Origin of the sequence: Streptomyces achromogenes (assembly GCF_030816715.1) — a bacterium.
GTDB lineage: Bacteria > Actinomycetota > Actinomycetes > Streptomycetales > Streptomycetaceae > Streptomyces > Streptomyces achromogenes_A.
Window position 1 is genome coordinate 4,264,795 of record NZ_JAUSYH010000001.1, and the last position, 19,013, is coordinate 4,283,807.

Below are 19,013 nucleotides of genomic sequence, written 5' to 3' on the forward strand. Positions count from 1 at the left end.
GGTGCGCGCGGACATGCGAAAACGCCGTGGCCCCCACCGGTCGGTCGGTGGGGGCCACGGCGTTCACGCGGGTGAGCCGGCGTCAGCGGGTGCGTCAGCCGTTGCGCTTCCAGCGCGGCTTGTCGTCGCGACGGCCGGCGCCGGGCGCGGTGCCGCGGTGGTCGTCACGACGGCCGTACGGACGCTCGTGGCCACCGGAGCGGAAGCCCGGGCGGTCGCCCTGACGGTCACGGTTGAACGGGCGGTCGCTGCCACGGTGGGTGGACGGACGCTCGTCGCGGCGGTCGCGGTTGAAGCCGCCCGACTGACGGTCGTCGCGGCGGAAGCCACCGGAGGGACGCTCGTCACGACGGTCACGGTTGAACCCGCCCGAGGGACGGTCGTCGCGGCGGAAGCCACCGGAGGGACGCTCGTCACGACGGTCGTCGCGGCGGAAGCCGCCCGAGGGACGGTCGTCACGACGCTCGAAGGAACGGCCGCCGCGGTCGTCGCGGTTGAAGCCGCCACGGTCGCCGCGGTTGTTGTCACGGTCACGGTCGCGGTTGAAGCCACCGCGGTCGTCACGGCGCTCGAAGGAACGGCCACCGCGGTCGTCACGACGGTCGTCGCGGCGCTCGAAGGAACGGCCGCCGCGGTCGTCGCGGTTGAAGCCGCCACGGTCACCGCGGTTGAAGCCGCCGCGGTCGTTGTCACGGCGCTCGAAGGAACGGCCGCCACGGTCGTCACGACGGTCGTCACGGCGCTCGTAGTTGCCCCGCTCGTCACGGCGCTGACGCGGCTGCTCGTACGCGGGACGCTCGGCGGGCTGCTCGGCGGCCACGGCCACCGCGGCCTCGGCCGGGGCCTCCGCCACGGCGTCCTGCTCGACGACCGCCTCGGCGGCCGCGACGACGGCCGCCTCCGGGTCCTCGCCGCGCTCACGCGCCACGCGGGCCACCAGACGGTCGGCCTCCTCGCGCAGCTCGGTCGCCCGGCGCTGCGCGCGCTCCAGCTCCTTGGTGAGCTCGGAGACCTCACGCTCGGCCTGCTGCGCCGCGTTGCCCGCGGACTCGGCCTGGACCTCCGTCATCGAGCGGGCGCCGGTGATCTCGGCGACCGCCGGGTCGAAGGCGGAGCCGCCCTGGATGATGTGACGCCCGGCGTCGACGCCCGCGTCCTCCATCAGACGGAAGATCTGACGGCGCTGGTGCGGCAGCGAGAGCGAGACGACCGTGCCGGTGCGGCCGGCGCGCGCCGTGCGGCCCGCGCGGTGCAGGTAGTCCTTGTGGTCGCCGGCCGGGTCCACGTTCAGGACCAGGTCGATGCCGTCCACGTGGATGCCGCGGGCGGCGACGTCGGTCGCGACGAGCGCGTTGACGTAACCGTCCTTGAAGTCGGCCAGCGTGCGGGTGCGCGCGCCCTGGGTCATGCCGCCGTGCAGCGCGTCCGCCTTCACACCGGCGTCGCGCAGCTGCTCGGCGATACGGTCGGCGCCCAGCTGGGTGCGGACGAAGATGATGGTGCGGCCCTTGCGCGAGGCGATCGCGGAGGTGACCGGCGCCTTGTCCTTGGGCTTCACGATCAGGATGTGGTGCGACATGGTCGTGACGTTGCCCTGGGCGCTGTCGACCTCGTGCGTGACCGGGTTGCTCAGGTAGCGCTTGACCAGCGTGGAGATCTCGTTCTCCATCGTGGCGGAGAACAGCATCCGCTGGCCGCCGCCCGGAATCTGGTCGAGCAGCTCGGTGACCTCGGGCAGGAAGCCCAGGTCGGACATCTGGTCGGCCTCGTCGAGGACGGCGATCTGCACGTTCTCGAGGGAGCAGGCGCCGCGGTTGATGATGTCGCGCAGCCGGCCCGGGGTGGCGACGAGGACGTCGACGCCGCGCTCCAGGGCGTAGATCTGGTTGCTCATCGACGTACCGCCGCAGACGACCTTCATCTTCAGGCCGAGGACGTCGCCGTAGGGCTGCAGCGCGTCCGCGACCTGCATCGCCAGCTCACGGGTCGGCGTGAGGATGACGGCGCGCGGCTTGCGCTTCTCGGTGTGCCCGCCGGCCAGCGTGGCCAGGGTCGGCAGACCGAAGGAGAGGGTCTTGCCGGAGCCGGTGCGGCCACGGCCGAGGATGTCCTTGCCGGCCAGGGCGTCCGGGATGGTCGCGGCCTGGATCGGGAAGGGGCTGGTCACGCCGTTCTGCGCGAGCTTGCGCACGACGCCCTCGGGGAGACCGAGGTCGGCGAAGGTGAGTTCGGGGGTCTCGACGGAGGCCTCGGCGGCCTCGGTGACCTCGATCGCCGCTTCGTCGATCGTCGCGCCGTCGTTCTCGGGCATGACGGCGTGATCAGTACTGGAAATGGACATGCGAATGCGAAACCTTCCGGAGTCTCTTCGGCACGCGCCCGTCAACTCCGTGTTCGCATTGCAAGGACCGCCTCTATGCGGTCAGCCACGGCAAGGGAGAGTACGCGCCACACGGCGCGCTCTGCAGTGGCGCCGGGCAAATGGGATCAAACGATCTACTACCATACGCACCTCGGCCGTGGAAGGCAAACCGAGGCCATCGTCGCAGCTCAGCCGCCCCGGCCGAGCGAGACCGCGGTCCGCGTGGCTCCCGCCGCACCGAGGCCCGCGTACCCCCTCCGGGTACGGCGAACCGTTCCGGTCACGGCACGACTGGACCGGCCTGCGGCGCCGGCTCCCGGTCCAGCAGCTGGGGCGCCGTCCCGCCGCCGTCCTCGTGCGCCGACGCCGACGGCTCGGCGACCGTCGGCTCCGGCGTGGGGGACGGCGGCTCCGGCGTCGGCACGGGCGGCACCGGGTCCGGGGACCGGCTGGGCGCGGGCGGCTGCGCCCCGCTCGGCGTCGGCGCGCCCGGCCCGTCGGTCTGCCCGGGCCTGACCGCTCCGGGTGAGGCCGCGGCGCTCCCGCCCGCCGACGGCGAGGCTCCCGCGGACGCCGAAGCGCTCGCCCGCTCCCCGGCGCCCTTCCCGTGCCCGTGCCTGCCGTCGCCGCCCGCCGCGCCCACGCCGAACCCGCCGCCCGGGCCCCGCCCGTCGCCGCCCCCGGCCTCACCGCCCTGCCGGCCGGCCGAGTGCGAGGGCTTCGCCCGGCCGCCGTCGTCGTCCCCCACGCTCATACAGCCGGCGGCCGCGGCGACGGCCATGACCGTCACAGCCAGACGGACGGGAAGGTACAAGGGGCGCACAGGGCCACCTCCGGGGCAGACGCAAGGAGTCACGGTGCCCAACTCCCGCCGCCCGCAAGAGGACACGCGCGGGTCGTGCGCGCCCCCGCACCGGACGGCTCAGCCGTACCCGAGGGCGTGCAGCCGGGCGTCGTCGATGCCGAAGTGGTGGGCGATCTCGTGCACCACCGTCACCTCGGTCTCCTCCACCACCTCCGCCCGGGACTCGCACATCCGCAGCGTCGGCCCCCGGTAGATCGTGATGCGGTCCGGCAGGACGCCGGCGTACCACTCGCCGCGATCGGTCAGCGGAGTCCCCTCGTACAGCCCGAGCAGCTCGGGATCGTCCGCCGGCGGTTCGTCCTCGACGAACACCGCGACGTTGTCCATCAGCCGCGTCAGTTCCGGCGGAATCCGGTCCAGCGCCTCGGCCACCAGTTCCTCGAACTCCTCGCGCGTCATCTCCAGCACAGGCCCATTGTCGGGCACGCCGCCGCCGGGGGGAGGGCATGAACGGCCCGCATAACCGCGCCCGCACCGGGGCATACGGCACCAATGGTCCGTGTCCGCCTCCCCACCGCAGCCCTGCGACGCCTCAAGCCCGCCCGGCGCCGGAACACCGTCCCCGAACTCGCCGCTCCCCCACGGCCCTGGCTGCGCGCCTTCGGCATGACCGCCGTCGTCCTGCTCGGCGCCTGGCTCGGGCTGCTGGTCGTCGGGAACGTCCGCGTCCCCGTCGGCCCCATGGACACCACGATGACCCTGCGCCCCTCCTTCACCGGCGGGACGAAGATCAACGTCTCTCCGCTGGGCGCGCTCAGCCTGGACAGCCACCTCGCGCCGGTCCGCCTCGACGTGAACGTCGACCAGCTCGACCCCGCCCGCTCCCAGGCCCTGGTCGACCACCCCGAACGCCTCTCCGGTCTCCAGGACGAGGTCGCCCGGGACGTCGAGCACGGCACCATGGACCTCGCGCTCCGCTCCTGCGTCGCCGTCGTCTCCGGGGCCGCCGCGCTCGGCCTCGTGGTCTACCGCCGACCGCGCCGCGCCCTCGCAGCCGGCGGCCTGGCGCTCGCCCTGCTGGCCGCCTCGGGCGCCACCGCCTACGCCACCTGGAACCCCAAGTCGGTGCTGGAGCCCCGGTTCTCCGGGCTGCTGTCCTCCGCGCCGTCGCTCGTCGGCAACGCGCGCAGCATCGTCACCGAGTTCGACGTCTACCAGCAGGAACTCGCCCGCCTGGTCACCAACGTCACCAAGCTCTACGACGTGACCTCCACGCTGCCGGCCTACTCGCCGGACCCGACCACCGTGCGCGTCCTGCACGTCTCCGACATCCATCTCAACCCCGCGAGCTGGAAGATCATCTCGTCGCTGGTGGAGCAGTACAAGGTCAACGTGATCGTCGACTCCGGCGACACCATGGACCACGGGACGGCGGCGGAGAACGGCTTCCTGGACCCCATCGCCACGCTGGGCGCGCCGTACGTGTGGGTCAGGGGCAATCACGACTCCCTCGTCACCCAGCGCTATCTGCAGGGCATGAAGAACGTGCACGTCCTCGACGGCGGCCGCGCGGTCAGCATCGCCGGTCTGCGTTTCGCCGGCATCGGCGACCCGCAGTTCACCCCCGACCGCTCCACCGCGCCGGGCGCCGCCGAGTCGCAGGAGGCGGCGGGCGCACGGCTGGCCGAGGCCCTGCGCGCGCAGCGGGCGGCCGGCGTCCCGGCCGACGTGGCCGTGGTCCACGAGCCCTCCGCCGCCCGCGGCACCGACGGCGAGGTGCCCCTCGTCCTGTCCGGCCACCTCCACCACGAGCAGACGGAGGTCATGAAGAAGGGCACCCGGCTGCGCGTCGAGGGGTCGACCGGCGGCAGCGGTCTGCGGGCCGTGGAGGGCAAGTACCCCGACCCGATCGAGGCGTCGATCCTCTACTTCGACCGCGGCACCCGCCGCCTCCAGGCCTGGGACGAGATCAAGCTCGGCGGTCTGGGCCTGACGACGGCCGAGGTCAGCCGCCACCTCCCGAAGGAGAACCAGCCGGGCGCCGCTCCGTCCCCCAGCCCGTCCAGCCCGTCCCCCGGCTCGCCCTCCGGCCCCTCGCCGAGCCCGTCCGCCGTCCCCTCCGGGACCGCCTCCCGGAAGGCCCCGTAAACCGTTTTGGCGATACCCCCCGGCATCCCATATGCTCATGACGTCCCCGACGCGCTGAGAAGCGCCCAGGCGGGCCGATAGCCCTCATCGTCTAGCGGCCTAGGACGCCGCCCTTTCAAGGCGGTAGCACGGGTTCGAATCCCGTTGGGGGCACGCAACACCGTGTGCGACACTGTCGTACGCAACAGCTTGGTCCTGTGGAGCAGTTTGGAGTGCTCGCCACCCTGTCAAGGTGGAGGCCGCGGGTTCAAATCCCGTCAGGACCGCTGAGGTTTCACGTGAAACCTCGTGGCTGGGTAGCTCAGTTGGTACGAGCGATCGCCTGAAAAGCGATAGGTCGCCGGTTCGACCCCGGCCCCAGCCACCAGAACGAAAACCCCCTCCGGGATCCGGAGGGGGTTTTCGTCATGATGAGCCGGAGCGGCCGCGCACAAAAGCGCTCGCCGCTTTTTCGGCCGGGATGAGATCCTGGACCGCGTATGTCTACGCACCCCGCCCCCGGCGCCTCCGTTCCGGGCACACCCGCCGCCGACGGCTTCGCCGGCCTCGCCTCCCGCCTGGCCGAGCTGTCCCTGCGCGACGCGCACCGCCTCGGACGCAGGCTCGAAGGCGCACGCCGGATCCGCAAGCCGGAGGCCCGTGCCGCCGTCCTCGCCGAGATCGGGGCGGAGGTCGCACAGGTCGAGGAACGGGCGGCCCTGCGACGCGGCCGCGTGCCGGCCGTGTCGTACCCCGAGCAGCTTCCGGTCAGCCAGAAGAAGGACGAGATCGCGGCCGCCATCCGTGATCATCAGGTCGTCATCGTCGCCGGTGAGACCGGCTCCGGCAAGACCACGCAGATTCCCAAGATCTGTCTCGAGCTCGGGCGCGGCGTCCGCGGCATGATCGGGCACACCCAGCCCCGTCGTATCGCCGCCCGCACCGTGGCCGAGCGCGTCGCGGAGGAGCTGCGGACGCCGCTCGGCGAGGCCGTCGGCTGGAAGGTGCGGTTCACCGACCAGGTGAACCCGGACGCCACCTTCGTGAAGCTGATGACGGACGGCATCCTGCTCGCGGAGATCCAGACCGACCGCGAGCTGCGCGCCTACGACACGATCATCATCGACGAGGCCCATGAGCGGTCCCTCAACATCGACTTCCTGCTGGGCTACCTCGCCCAGCTCCTCCCGCGCCGCCCCGACCTCAAGGTCGTCATCACCTCCGCGACCATCGACCCGGAGCGCTTCTCCCGGCACTTCGGCGACGCCCCGATCGTGGAGGTCAGCGGGCGGACGTATCCGGTGGAGGTCCGCTACCGGCCGCTCCTCGAAGAGGACTCCGAGGACGCCGACCGCGACCAGATCACCGCCATCTGCGACGCGGTCGAGGAGCTCCAGGCCGAGGGGCAGGGCGACATCCTCGTCTTCCTCTCCGGCGAGCGGGAGATCCGCGACACGGCCGACGCGCTGGAGAAGAAGAAGTTCAGGTTCACCGAGGTGCTGCCCCTCTACGCCCGGCTCTCGCACGCCGAGCAGCACCGGGTGTTCCAGCAGCACACGGGCCGCAGGATCGTTCTGGCGACGAACGTGGCCGAGACGTCCCTGACCGTCCCGGGCATCAAGTACGTCATCGACCCCGGCTTCGCCCGCATCAGCCGCTACAGCCACCGCACCAAGGTCCAGCGCCTGCCCATCGAGCCGATCTCGCAGGCCAGCGCCAACCAGCGCAAGGGCCGCTGCGGCCGCACCAGCGACGGCATCTGCATCCGGCTGTACGACGAGGACGACTTCCTCGCCCGCCCCGAGTTCACGGACGCGGAGATCCTGCGCACCAACCTGGCGAGCGTCATCCTGCAGATGACCGCGGCCGGCCTCGGCGACATCGAGAAGTTCCCCTTCATCGACCCGCCGGACCACCGCAACATCCGCGACGGCGTCCAGCTCCTCCAGGAGCTGAACGCGCTGGACCCGGCCGAGAAGGACCCCCGCAGACGGCTCACCCAGACCGGCCGCAAGCTGGCCCAGCTGCCGGTCGACCCGCGCCTGGCCCGCATGGTCCTGGAGGCCGACAAGAACGGCTGTGTGCGCGAGGTCATGGTGATAGCCGCCGCGCTCTCCATCCAGGACCCGCGCGAGCGCCCGGCCGACAAGCAGACGCAGGCCGACCAGCAGCACGCCCGCTTCCGGGACGAGACGAGCGACTTCCTCGCCTACCTCAACCTGTGGCGGTACGTCCGCGAGCAGCAGAAGGAGCGGGGCTCCTCCTCCTTCCGGCGCATGTGCAAGCAGGAGTACCTGAACTTCCTGCGCATCCGTGAGTGGCAGGACATCTACTCGCAGCTGCGCACGGTCGCCAAGCAGATGGGCATTCACCTGAACGAGGAGGACGCGCCCGAGCAGAGCGTCCACGTCTCCCTCCTCGCGGGTCTGCTGTCCCACATCGGCATGAAGGACGTGAAGACCGCCGGAGGGGAGGGTGGGAAAACCACAGCCAAGAACGAGTACCTGGGCGCGCGGAGCGCCAAGTTCGGGATCTTCCCGGGGTCGGCCCTCTTCAAGAAGCAGCCCCGCTTCGTGATGTCCGCCGAGCTGGTGGAGACGAGCCGCCTGTGGGCCCGCGTCAACGCGAAGATCGAGCCCGAGTGGGTCGAGCCGCTCGCCGGGCACCTCCTGAAGCGGACGTACAGCGAGCCGCGCTGGGAGAAGGACCAGGCGGCCGTGATGGCGGACGAGAAGGTCACGCTGTACGGCGTCCCGATCATCGCCCAGCGCAAGGTCAACTACGGCCGGATCGACCCGGAGACCTCCCGCGACCTGTTCATCCGCAACGCGCTGGTGGAGGGCGACTGGCGCACGCACCACAAGTTCTTCTCCGACAACCGCCGGCTCCTCAGCGAGGTCGAGGAGCTGGAGCACCGCGCGCGGCGCCGGGACATCGTGGTCGACGACGAGACGCTGTTCGACTTCTACGACCAGCGGGTGCCGGAACACGTCGTCTCGGGGGCGCACTTCGACTCCTGGTGGAAGCACGCGCGGCACGAGCAGCCCGACCTCCTCGACTTCGAACGCGAGATGCTCATCCGGGAGTCGGCGGAGGCGGTCACCAAGGCCGACTATCCGGACTCCTGGCGGCAGGGCCCCCTGAAGTTCCGTGTCACGTACCAGTTCGAGCCGGGCGCGGACGCGGACGGCGTGACCGTCCACATCCCCCTCCAGGTGCTCAACCAGGTCACGGACGAGGGCTTCGACTGGCAGATCCCCGGACTGCGGGAGGAGGTCGTCACGGAGCTGATCCGTTCCCTCCCCAAGCCGATCCGGCGCAACTACGTGCCCGCGCCGAACTTCGCGAGGCGTTTCCTGGACCAGGCGGTCCCCTTGCAGGAGCCGCTGACGACCGCCATGGCCCGGGAGCTCAAACGGATGGTCGGCGTCCCCTTCGAGGCCGACGACTTCGACTGGTCACGGCTCCCCGACCATCTGAAGATCACGTTCCGGATCGTCGACGAGCGGCGCCGCAAGCTGGCCGAGGACAAGGACCTGGAGTCCCTGAAGCTGCGGCTGAAGCCGAAGGCACGGCAGGCCATCTCCCAGGCGGCCGCGGCCACCGCCGAACGGCAGGGCGGCGAGTCCCTGGAGCGCTCGGGCCTGACGGACTGGACGATCGGCACCCTCACCCGCGTCTTCGAGACCCGCCGCGCCGGCCAGCCGGTGAAGGCGTACCCGGCACTCGTCGACGACGGACCGACGGCGAACACCGTCTCCGTACGCCTCTTCGACACGGAGGCGGAACAGGCCGAGGCGATGTGGAAGGGCACCCGCCGGCTGATCCTGCGGACCATCCCCGTCAACCCGGCAAAGTTCGCATCCGAGAAGTTGACGAACGTTCAAAAGCTGGCGCTGTCCGCGAATCCGCACGGCTCCGTCCAGGCGCTGTTCGACGACTGCGCGATGGCCGCGGCGGACCGGCTGATCGCCGACTTCGGCGGGCCGGCCTGGGACGAGGAGTCGTACCGCAAGCTGTACGAGAAGGTGCGCGCGGAGATCGTCGACACGACCGTGCGGGCGGTCTCCCAGGTACAGCAGGTCCTCGCGGCCTGGCAGTCCTGTGAGCGCCGACTGAAGGGGCTGCGCAGCCCCGTGCTGCTGGCGAACCTCACGGACGTGCGCACCCAGCTGGACGCGCTCGTGAAGCCCGGCTTCGTGACCTGGGCGGGGCTGCGCCGGCTGCCCGACCTCATGCGCTACCTGGTGGCCGCGGACCGCAGGCTGCAGCAGATGCCGACCGGCGCGCAGCGGGACACCGCGCGCATGGAGAAGGTCCACGAGATGCAGGACGAGTACGCGTGGCTGCTGGAACAGCTGCCCGCGGGGCGGCCGGTGCCCCAGCAGGTCCTGGAGATCCGCTGGATGATCGAGGAGCTCCGGGTCAGCTATTTCGCCCACGCGCTGGGCACCGCGTACCCGGTCTCCGACAAGCGGATCGTGAAGGCGATCGACGCCGCGGCGCCGTGACGAATCATGCACGGAGAGTGAGTTCGACCATCGGGCTCACCCTCCTGTACAGTCCTTCTCGCAGCACAACGCAGCATCAAGTGCCGCAAAAGCAAGGTCCTGTGGAGCAGTTTGGAGTGCTCGCCACCCTGTCAAGGTGGAGGCCGCGGGTTCAAATCCCGTCAGGACCGCAGTGAACGACCGAGGCCCGCTTCCCGACAAGGGAGGCGGGCCTCATTCATGTGACGGACGACCCGCGCCGGCCCCACGCGGCCCAGCCGGAGGCCGTGCCCGCGGCGGAGCCGCCATCGGATACAGCAGTTCCCGTCAGGACCGTGATGAGGGCCCGGGTCTTCGGATCCGGGTCCTCATCACGGTCCCCTGCGCTTTTCACATGCCCCGACGCGCGCGAGGGCCCGGCGACGCCCTTGACGGCGTCACATTCGCCCGGTACCCCAGAACTCAGGGCCCGTTCCCCACGGCGCCCGCGTGGAGGTGGGGCATGACGGCATCGGTCAGGCACGAGACGCGGGCCCTGCTCCGCGCGCACCTGTCGGCCGCGTCGTCCTACCGGCACCTGACCCGCCACTGCCCGATCTGCCACCGCTTGCTGAAACTGGCGATGGACGGCGCGCCTTGGGCCGCCCAGGCCCCCGAAGAGGCCGCCCAGGGGAGCGCCGCGGGCGAGAGCCCCTCCCCGCACGGCACGGACGCGGCCGGCGCCGCGAACCCTGCCCCCACTTCCCGCGCGGCCGACACGAAGGGCGCCCCCGATGTCCGCCCGGTGTGACGCGGTGGGCCGCGGACCGTACCCACAACGGGGCTCCTGTGGCACAGTGAAGTTCAATCGTCTACTAGCGCACGTGACTCATCGGTAACAAGCCCTTCGGTATGTGATGGGTGTCACTGCATGAGTTTTGAAAACCCGGGTTCTTACCAGGCTCCTACAACCGGTCAATTTAATATGTGCAATTGCACCACTCCGGAGGATGTTCCCCGGAACCCTCCCAGAGCCTCCCCAGACTCCGACAAGGTCACTCACAGAGCCACCTGATACCACCCGAGGGGCGGCCCCAGGTGCGCTCGAGCGCACAAAAAAGATCGCGCCGGACTCGGCGGAGTCCGGCGCGATCGACGACGTTTCCCTAAGGATGCGGGGCCTGTTGGGGCAGGGCCCACGTCGCTTGATGCCAGGTTTCGGGCGTGCGCTCAGGTGGGGGAACCTGACGGATTGCCCGATATGCGGTTGTCAGGCCTCGCTGCGCTGCTGCGGGATACCCGCGAGCAGTGCGCGGACCTCAGCCTCGCGATAACGGCGATGCCCGCCGAGCGTGCGGATCGACGTGAGCTTGCCGGCCTTCGCCCACCGCGTGACCGTCTTGGGGTCGACGCGGAACATCGTGGCGACCTCAGCCGGGGTCAGCAGCGGCTCAGCATCAGGGGTGCGAGCGGTCATGAGCGGCCTCCTCGGGAGAACCGATCGTTCTCGGTTCTTTCCTCTAAATTCTGCACCTTGACCCGCGTTGCCCGAAATGGCGGATGCGGGTCGAGTCGGTTATAGGACGAACGGCTTGTCCTCGGCACTACAACTACACCATCCGTCCAGCCGCGTCGGCCAAACCGATGGAATTGCCCCCCAGGTGTTCATCGGCGACGGAAGCCGATGGACCATGCCATAGCGGACAGTCACACCACTGTGACGATCAGTCACAGGGTGATCGCGAGCCACCAGACCCCGCAAAGCGTGCAATGCCGAGATTTCCCCCCACGATGGAGCATAAGTAGGCGGACGGAGTCCTCCCCGGACTCCTTGTCCTATTTTGGCACGAGGAGGGGCAACCGGCGCAAGGGCCGTGTACGTGCGGTCCGTCACCCTTGCGACAAAAGCCCGGATCGGGGATCTACGTCCCGTCAGTTCCGTGAAGTGCCGCCGACCGTACGCTGTTCGAGCTCTGCATGGCCGTGACGCACGTCACTTATGAAAGCGCTGTCATATCTGTCACATCGTCAGTTCACAGCGCGGTCGGTCCACAGCGCGGTCGGTCCACAGCGCGGTCGGTCCACAGCCGGGCCGGTCCGCAGCTCGGTCAGTTCGCCGAACGCCGGTCCCGTACCGAACGCCACCGCTCCACGAGCCGCGCGTACGCCTCGCCGGCCGCCGCGCCGTCCCCGGTCCGCAGTGCCTCGATGCCCTCGGCCACGTCCCTCGCCGAGTGATCGTCCTCGAGATCTCCGGCCGGCAGCACGTGCACCAGGCCGCCGTAATCCAGTTCCACCAGCGAACGCGGATGGAACTCCTCCAGCCAGCGGCCCACGTCCAGCAGGCCCTCGATGAGCGGCCCCTCGTCCATGGAGTCCTTCAGCGTGCGCAGCGAGCGGGCCACCCGGCGGCGCGCCTGCACCATCGGCGTGCGGTAGCGCAGCACCGGGGCGACCTCCCCGGTCCCCTTCTCGCACGCGCGCTCCTCGTCGGAGACCAGCACGAACCAGTGGAGCGGCACCTGCCAGACCGCCGTACGGATCCACGGGCGGGCGTCGGGGTTGCTCTCCAGCCAGCGTTCGTGGTCCTGGGCGGCCTGCCGGCGCACCACCTCGGGGAGCGCCGCCTCCAGCACCGGCCGGGGCAGCTCCTCGTCGAGTTCCGCCAGCGCCAGCCAGCCGCGCAGCCGGGTGCGCCAGGGGCAGACGCAGAGCACGCCGTCCACCTCGGTCACGAACGCGTCGTCGCTCTCCTGCACCGGCGCCGCGACCGGCGGGGTGGGCAGCAGGCCGGCCAGCGAGCGGCGCAGCTCGTCCTGGTAGGAGGGCAGGTCGGGGCGGCGGGCGTAGCGGGCCCAGTGGGTGCGCTCGGGCTCGGGGAAAGCGGCCAGCGGCTCGTACACGCGCAGATAGACCGCGTACGGAACGATCACCGAGGACACCTTGGGCACGCCTGCTCCCTCCCCCTTCGGCCGACGGGGAAACCCCTGCGAATCGTCCCACGGCGGTACTCCGGGAGAAGGTGATCCCCCGCACTGCGAGATCGGCGGGCCGTGCAGGCTCTACGCTCAGGACACAGGCCCCGCCACCCTTACGGTGCCTGTGTCCCGACCGCCGCTAGTTACCCGGGAGTCACCACAGTGACCGACGTATCCGGCGCACCTGCTGATGTACTGCGCACCCTGTTCCACTCGGACCAGGGTGGTCATGAGCAAGTCGTGCTCTGCCAGGACCGTGCGAGCGGCCTCAAGGCCGTCATCGCCCTGCACTCCACCGCTCTGGGCCCCGCCCTCGGCGGCACCCGCTTCTATCCGTACGCGACCGAGGCGGAGGCCGTCGCCGACGCGCTGAACCTCGCGCGCGGGATGTCGTACAAGAACGCCATGGCCGGGCTGGACCACGGCGGCGGCAAGGCTGTGATCATCGGCGATCCCGACACGATCAAGTCCGAAGAGCTGCTGCTCGCGTACGGCCGTTTCGTGGCCTCCCTCGGCGGTCGCTATGTGACCGCCTGCGACGTCGGCACCTATGTCGCCGACATGGACGTCGTGGCGCGCGAGTGCCGCTGGACGACCGGGCGCTCGCCGGAGAACGGCGGCGCGGGCGACTCCTCGGTCCTGACCGCCTTCGGCGTCTACCAGGGCATGCGGGCCTCCGCACAGCACCTGTGGGGCGACCCGTCGCTGCGCGGCCGCACCGTCGGCATCGCGGGCGTCGGCAAGGTCGGCCACCACCTCGTCGGGCATCTGCGCGAGGAGGGCGCCCAGGTCGTGATCACGGACGTCCGCGCGGACGCGGTGCACAGGGTCCTCGAGCGGCATCCGGAGGGCGTGACGGCCGTCGCGGACACCGAGGCGCTGATCCGGGTCGAGGGTCTCGACATCTACGCCCCCTGCGCTCTCGGCGGGGCGCTCGACGACGAGTCGGTGCCGGTGCTGACGGCGAGAATCGTCTGCGGCGCGGCCAACAACCAGCTCGCCCACCCGGGCGTGGAGAAGGACCTCGCCGACCGCGGGATCCTCTACGCGCCGGACTACGTGGTGAACGCCGGCGGGGTCATCCAGGTCGCCGACGAGCTGCACGGCTTCGACTTCGACCGGTGCAGGGCGAAGGCGGCGAAGATCTTCGACACCACGCTCGGAATCTTCGCACGTGCGAAGGAGGACGGGATTCCGCCGGCCGCCGCAGCCGACCGGATCGCCGAGCAGCGGATGCACGAGGCGGCTCGGGCGCGCGGCTGGTGATCTTCGGGCGGGGCCTCAGGGCGTCCCGTCCCGGGGTTTCGGCGGTACCGGCCGGTGGAAAGTTAGAGAGAACTCTCACTCCTCCCGGCGGGTCGCCCGCCGATAAGTGGTTAAAATCGCCACTGACCAGCGAGGACGGGGCGCTCGAAGGGTGCTGCGCACACGCGCGTGGTACGGGCGACGTACCGTACGGGCGTGGGCTCAGGTACCGTGGGAGCCCTACGACGGGCTCTCCATGGAGAGGCCGTCCTGGATCATGAACGCGTGTCAACCTGGGGCCGTCGAGCCCCGTCGTTGAGGGGGTCGAGCCATGGGGCGCGGCCGGGCCAAGGCCAAGCAAGCGAAGGTCGCCCGCCAGCTGAAGTACAACAGCGGCGGGACTGATCTCTCGCGCCTGGCCGAAGAGCTGGGCGCATCGCCATCGAACATTCCGCCGAACGGTCAACCGTTCGAGGATGATGACGATGAGCAGGACGACGACCCGTACGCACGGTACGCCGAGCTGTACGGGGCCGATGACGAGGATGACGGCGAGGACTCCTCGCAACACCGTCGCGGCGCTTGACCTTGTACTGAGCACTCACCCGGTCGGTGACTTCGGTCACCGACCGGGTCTTGTGCTGCCTGCGTGACCGCCCGCCGTCCGGCGGTCCTACGCGGCGTAGTCCCCGACCAGCTCCGCGCCGGTCGGGTGTTCGCCGCGCCCGGTGATCTCGCCGGCGATCCAGGCCTCGACGCCGCGGTCGGCCAGCGTCGCGAGCGCGACGTCCGCCGACTCCTCGGGCACGATCGCCATCATGCCGACGCCCATGTTGAGGGTCTTCTCCAGCTCCAGGCGCTCGACCGAACCGGTCCTGCCGACCAGGTCGAAGATCGGCGCCGGGGTCCAGGTGGAGCGGTCCACGACGGCGTGCAGCCCGTCAGGGATCACGCGGGCCAGGTTGGCCGCGAGACCGCCTCCGGTGATGTGCGAGAAGGCGTGCACGTCCGTGGTGCGGGTGAGGGCCAGGCAGTCCAGCGAGTAGATCTTGGTGGGCTCCAGGAGCTCCTCGCCGAGCGTGCGGCCGAGCTCGTCGATCCGCGCGTCCAGGGACAGGCCGGCCTGGTTCAGCAGGACATGCCGGACCAGCGAGTACCCGTTCGAGTGAAGGCCGGAGGCCGCCATGGCGATCACCGCGTCACCCGTGCGGATGCGATCCGGGCCGAGCAGCCGGTCGGCCTCCACGACGCCCGTTCCGGCGCCGGCGACGTCGAAGTCGTCCTCGCCGAGGAGGCCCGGGTGCTCGGCCGTCTCGCCGCCGACCAGGGCGCAGCCGGCGAGCACACAGCCCTCGGCGATGCCCTTGACGATGGCGGCGACCCGCTCCGGGTGGACCTTGCCGACGCAGATGTAGTCGGTCATGAACAGCGGTTCGGCGCCGCACACCACGATGTCGTCCATGACCATCGCGACCAGGTCGTGGCCGATGGTGTCGAACACGCCGAGCCGGCGCGCGATGTCGACCTTCGTGCCGACGCCGTCCGTGGCGGAGGCGAGCAGGGGTCGCTCGTAGCGCTTGAGGGCGGAGGCGTCGAAGAGGCCGGCGAAGCCGCCGAGGCCGCCCAGGACCTCGGGGCGCTGCGTCTTCTTCACCCACTCCTTCATCAGCTCCACGGCGCGGTCGCCGGCTTCGATGTCGACGCCCGCAGCTGCGTAGCTGGCACCAGTTGTCTCAGACATGACGGTGAGAACTTTCGTGTCGTACGGCGGGTGTGACGAGGTGTGACGGGATTAGACGGGCTGTGACCGGGCTGTCTACGGACGGCGGATCGCGTCGGACGCGGCCGTGGCGGCCGGACCGGCGGCCAGCTCGGTCTCCAGGAGCTGCTTGCCGAGCAGCTCGGGATCGGGAAGCTCCATCGGGTACTCGCCGTCGAAGCAGGCGCGGCACAGGTTCGGCTTGGCGATGGTGGTCGCCTCGATCATGCCTTCGAGGGAGATGTACGAGAGCGAGTCGGCGCCCAGGGAGGTGCCGATCTCGTCGATGGTCATGCCGTTGGCGATCAGCTCCGCGCGCGTGGCGAAGTCGATGCCGAAGAAGCAGGGCCACTTCACGGGCGGCGAGGAGATACGGATGTGCACCTCGGCCGCGCCCGCCTCACGGAGCATCCGGACCAGGGCCCGCTGGGTGTTGCCGCGCACGATCGAGTCGTCGACGACGACCAGGCGCTTGCCCTTGATGACTTCCTTGAGCGGGTTCAGTTTCAGACGGATGCCCAGCTGGCGGATGGTCTGCGAGGGCTGGATGAACGTCCGGCCGACGTAGGCGTTCTTCACCAGGCCCGCGCCGAAGGGGATGCCCGACGCCTCGGCGTAGCCGATCGCGGCGGGGGTGCCGGACTCCGGTGTCGCTATGACGAGATCGGCGTCGACCGGCGCTTCCTTGGCGAGCTTGCGGCCCATCTCCACGCGGGAGAGGTACACGTTGCGCCCGGCGATGTCGGTGTCCGGACGAGCCAGGTACACGTACTCGAAGACACAGCCCTTCGGCTTCGCTTCCGCGAACCGGGAGGTCCGCAGGCCGTTCTCGTCGATGGCGACGAACTCGCCGGGCTCGATCTCACGGACGTAGGCGGCGCCGCAGATGTCCAGGGCGGCGGACTCGGAGGCGACCACCCAGCCGCGCTCCAGCCGGCCGAGGACGAGCGGGCGGATGCCCTGCGGGTCGCGACCGGCGTAGAGCGTGTGCTCGTCCATGAAGACGAGCGAGAAGGCGCCCTTGACCTGCGGGAGGACCTGGTGGGCGGCCTCCTCGATGGTCAGCGGCTTGCCGCTCTCGTCGACCTGGGCCGCGAGGAGGGCGGTGAGCAGGTCGGTGTCGTTGGTCGCCGCGACGCGCGGGGTGCGGCCCTCCTGCTTGGGCAGGTCGGCGACCATCTCGGCGAGCTGGGCGGTGTTGACGAGGTTTCCGTTGTGACCGAGCGCGATCGAACCGTGCGCGGTGGCGCGGAACGTCGGCTGGGCGTTCTCCCACACGGACGCGCCGGTGGTCGAGTAGCGGGCGTGACCGACCGCGATATGACCCTGGAGCGAACCGAGTGAGGTCTCGTCGAAGACCTGGGACACCAGGCCCATGTCCTTGAAGACGAGGATCTGCGAGCCGTTGCTGACCGCGATCCCCGCGGATTCCTGACCTCGATGCTGTAGGGCGTAGAGCCCGAAGTAAGTGAGCTTGGCGACCTCTTCACCGGGAGCCCAGACACCGAAGACGCCGCAGGCGTCCTGGGGGCCCTTCTCACCGGGGAGCAGATCATGACTGAGTCGACCGTCACCACGTGGCACGCCACCGAGTGTAGGCGAGATCGACCACTGGTCCGAATTGGGGATACCCGCCGCTAATTGGATCACCGAACGGCCACGACACCCGCGATCGACGCGTTTCCGCAGGTCAGCAATGGGATTTGGTGATCCACTCGGGGATCGGGCGGGCCACGCGAGCGACCCGGCGGGCGCCCCTTGCGCGGGCATGAGTGAGCTGTCGCACACCAATAGGGGCGGTGGGCGCCGGCCGGGTCTCATTCCCTGGTCAGCCGGACCTGGTCGCCGTCGGCGGTGCCGAGGGTCAGCGTGGCGCCGTCGACCTCGGCGGTGAGGGTCCCGTCGGCGAGCGTGCCGGCCAGTGTGCGCTCGAACGCCATGCGCTGTTCCTCGCAGGCCATCCTCGTCGACCGGGCGTCGCCGAACCGGACGCGGTCGCCCTGGACGGCGGCCTTCGCGGTGAAGTGGTTGCAGCCGTAGTCGCCCGCCGCCTTCCCGTCCTCGATCTCGAGGTACGCGCCGGAGGGGGCGCGGTGGACGGCCCCGTCGACGGTGACGCTGTCGACGTTCCACCGGACCCCGGTGACGGGCTGCTCCACGCGCACCTCCCCGCTGCCGGACTGCTCGCCGCCCGCCTTCTCGCTGCCGCAGGCCGCGGCGAGCGGGACGAGCAGGACGGCGGCGGTCAACGCCGTGCGGCGCCGGTACGGGTGCGCGTGCGTGGGGCTGTGCCTCTGCCTGGACATGCCGGTTCGACGGGGCGGGTGGGGTGGTCGGTTCCGTCCCGGCCACCCCGCCCCCACCGGCACCCGCACCGGCACCGGCACCGGCACCGGCACCGGGTTCAGGCCATCAGGGGGAGCAGCGCCGTGAGGTCCGCCCGCTCGCCGCTAGCCGCGACCTTCGCCTGCCGGACGGCGTCCTCCCAGGTCACCCGGCCGGCGGCCAGCCGGATCCAGGTCAGCGGGTCGGTCTCGACGACGTTGGGCGGGGTGCCCCGGGTGTGCCGGGGACCCTCGACGCACTGCACGACGGCGTACGGCGGGATCCGCACCTCGGTCGCGCCGCCGGGCGCCTTGGCGGCGAGGGCGTCGGCGAGGAGCCGGGTGGCGGCGGCGAGCGCCTGGCGGTCGTAGGGGACGTCCAGACCGGGGACGGCCGCGTTCAGGTCGTCGGTGTGCACGACCAGCTCGACGGTGCGGGTGACGAGGTAGTCGGCCAGGCTGATGGCGCCGGTGCGGGTCGCCAGCAGCCGGTCGCCGGGGACGGCGGCGAGGGCGGCGGCGACGCGCTCCTCGGTGCGGGCGTAGAGGGCGTCCAGATCGGGTTCGGCCGCGGCGAGCTCCCGGGTGCGCTCGCCGATGTCGGCCGCGCGGGCGGCGGTGGCGAACGGCCACTCCAGGAGCGTGAGCTCAGCCTTCGCGGGTTCGTCGCGGTCGAGGTTGCGGCTGACGGTCTCCACCGCCATGGTCATGTGCGCGGCCAGCTCCCGCACGGTCCATCCCGGCAGCCGCGTGGGCAGCGCGAGCTGCTCGGGCGTGAGGGAGCCCACAGCCCGCCGCACGTTCCCGAACTGGGCCGCCACCGCGGCACGGGTCCTGGCGGGGTCGTAGGTGCGGGCGCGCTTCTTGGCGGGTGGCATGACGACGAGCGTAGTGGCCGCCGGTGACACCGGGCCGTCCCCCGGCGAGCGGGGGCACCGCCTTCG

General features: G+C 70.8%; 14 protein-coding genes and 4 tRNA genes. 9 read left to right on the top strand and 9 right to left on the bottom strand.

Annotated elements, in window-relative coordinates:
* Positions 1 to 94: 94 nt before the first annotated feature.
* The 3 genes from QF032_RS19075 to QF032_RS19085 form a co-directional block, all read right to left on the bottom strand.
* A complete protein-coding gene (locus tag QF032_RS19075) occupies positions 95 to 2,341 on the bottom strand; it encodes a DEAD/DEAH box helicase (RefSeq protein WP_306950870.1) in 2,247 nt (748 codons plus the stop codon).
* 301 nt (positions 2,342 to 2,642) lie between these two features.
* A complete protein-coding gene (locus QF032_RS19080) occupies positions 2,643 to 3,185 on the bottom strand; it encodes a hypothetical protein (RefSeq protein ID WP_307044199.1) in 543 nt (180 codons plus the stop codon).
* Between the two features lie 99 nt (positions 3,186 to 3,284).
* Entirely contained in the window at positions 3,285 to 3,635 is a 351-nt protein-coding gene (locus QF032_RS19085; RefSeq protein WP_210582374.1) for a metallopeptidase family protein, read from the bottom strand.
* Between the two features lie 84 nt (positions 3,636 to 3,719).
* Here QF032_RS19085 and QF032_RS19090 point away from each other — a divergent pair, with 84 nt between their 5' ends.
* The 7 genes from QF032_RS19090 to QF032_RS19120 all read left to right on the top strand — a co-directional run bounded on the left by QF032_RS19090 (position 3,720) and on the right by QF032_RS19120 (position 10,574).
* Positions 3,720 to 5,315 carry a metallophosphoesterase gene (locus QF032_RS19090; protein WP_307056759.1) on the top strand — a complete coding sequence of 532 codons (1,596 nt, stop codon included), beginning with the start codon at positions 3,720 to 3,722 and terminating at the stop codon, positions 5,313 to 5,315.
* An 80-nt stretch (positions 5,316 to 5,395) separates the two neighbouring features.
* Positions 5,396 to 5,468: transfer RNA gene (locus QF032_RS19095), tRNA-Glu, on the top strand.
* Between the two features lie 38 nt (positions 5,469 to 5,506).
* Positions 5,507 to 5,581, top strand: a tRNA-Asp gene (locus QF032_RS19100).
* Between the two features lie 24 nt (positions 5,582 to 5,605).
* Positions 5,606 to 5,682, top strand: a tRNA-Phe gene (locus tag QF032_RS19105).
* A 112-nt stretch (positions 5,683 to 5,794) separates the two neighbouring features.
* Complete coding sequence (gene hrpA / locus QF032_RS19110) at positions 5,795 to 9,805, top strand: ATP-dependent RNA helicase HrpA (protein ID WP_307056762.1); 4,011 nt, start codon at positions 5,795 to 5,797, stop codon at positions 9,803 to 9,805.
* 95 nt (positions 9,806 to 9,900) lie between these two features.
* A tRNA-Asp gene (locus QF032_RS19115) sits at positions 9,901 to 9,975 on the top strand.
* 311 nt (positions 9,976 to 10,286) lie between these two features.
* On the top strand, positions 10,287 to 10,574 hold the full coding sequence (locus tag QF032_RS19120; protein WP_307056763.1) for a DUF6274 family protein: 288 nt from the start codon (positions 10,287 to 10,289) through the stop codon (positions 10,572 to 10,574).
* Positions 10,575 to 11,033: 459 nt separating this feature from the next.
* On the opposite strand, the gene bldC is transcribed toward QF032_RS19120, so the two are convergent.
* Both bldC and QF032_RS19130 read right to left on the bottom strand, forming a co-directional pair.
* Entirely contained in the window at positions 11,034 to 11,240 is a 207-nt protein-coding gene (bldC, locus tag QF032_RS19125) for a developmental transcriptional regulator BldC (protein ID WP_003949541.1), read from the bottom strand.
* 631 nt (positions 11,241 to 11,871) lie between these two features.
* Complete coding sequence (locus tag QF032_RS19130) at positions 11,872 to 12,714, bottom strand: hypothetical protein (protein ID WP_306950859.1); 843 nt, start codon at positions 12,712 to 12,714, stop codon at positions 11,872 to 11,874.
* Positions 12,715 to 12,903: 189 nt separating this feature from the next.
* Here QF032_RS19130 and QF032_RS19135 point away from each other — a divergent pair, with 189 nt between their 5' ends.
* Positions 12,904 to 14,007, top strand: coding sequence for a Leu/Phe/Val dehydrogenase (locus QF032_RS19135; protein WP_307056765.1), 1,104 nt, complete (start codon positions 12,904 to 12,906; stop codon positions 14,005 to 14,007).
* A gap of 310 nt (positions 14,008 to 14,317) precedes the next feature.
* Positions 14,318 to 14,572 (top strand): DUF3073 domain-containing protein, encoded by a 255-nt coding sequence (locus QF032_RS19140; protein ID WP_306950854.1) that lies wholly within the window; start codon positions 14,318 to 14,320, stop codon positions 14,570 to 14,572.
* Between the two features lie 87 nt (positions 14,573 to 14,659).
* On the opposite strand, the gene purM is transcribed toward QF032_RS19140, so the two are convergent.
* From purM to QF032_RS19160, 4 genes are all read right to left on the bottom strand, one after another.
* Positions 14,660 to 15,727 (bottom strand): phosphoribosylformylglycinamidine cyclo-ligase, encoded by a 1,068-nt coding sequence (purM, locus tag QF032_RS19145; RefSeq protein WP_307056767.1) that lies wholly within the window; start codon positions 15,725 to 15,727, stop codon positions 14,660 to 14,662.
* A 75-nt stretch (positions 15,728 to 15,802) separates the two neighbouring features.
* Complete coding sequence (gene purF / locus QF032_RS19150) at positions 15,803 to 17,329, bottom strand: amidophosphoribosyltransferase (protein ID WP_306950849.1); 1,527 nt, start codon at positions 17,327 to 17,329, stop codon at positions 15,803 to 15,805.
* Between the two features lie 233 nt (positions 17,330 to 17,562).
* Positions 17,563 to 18,051, bottom strand: coding sequence for an META domain-containing protein (locus QF032_RS19155; protein WP_307044207.1), 489 nt, complete (start codon positions 18,049 to 18,051; stop codon positions 17,563 to 17,565).
* A 98-nt stretch (positions 18,052 to 18,149) separates the two neighbouring features.
* A complete protein-coding gene (locus tag QF032_RS19160; protein WP_307044208.1) occupies positions 18,150 to 18,947 on the bottom strand; it encodes a maleylpyruvate isomerase family mycothiol-dependent enzyme in 798 nt (265 codons plus the stop codon).
* Positions 18,948 to 19,013 lie beyond the last annotated feature (66 nt).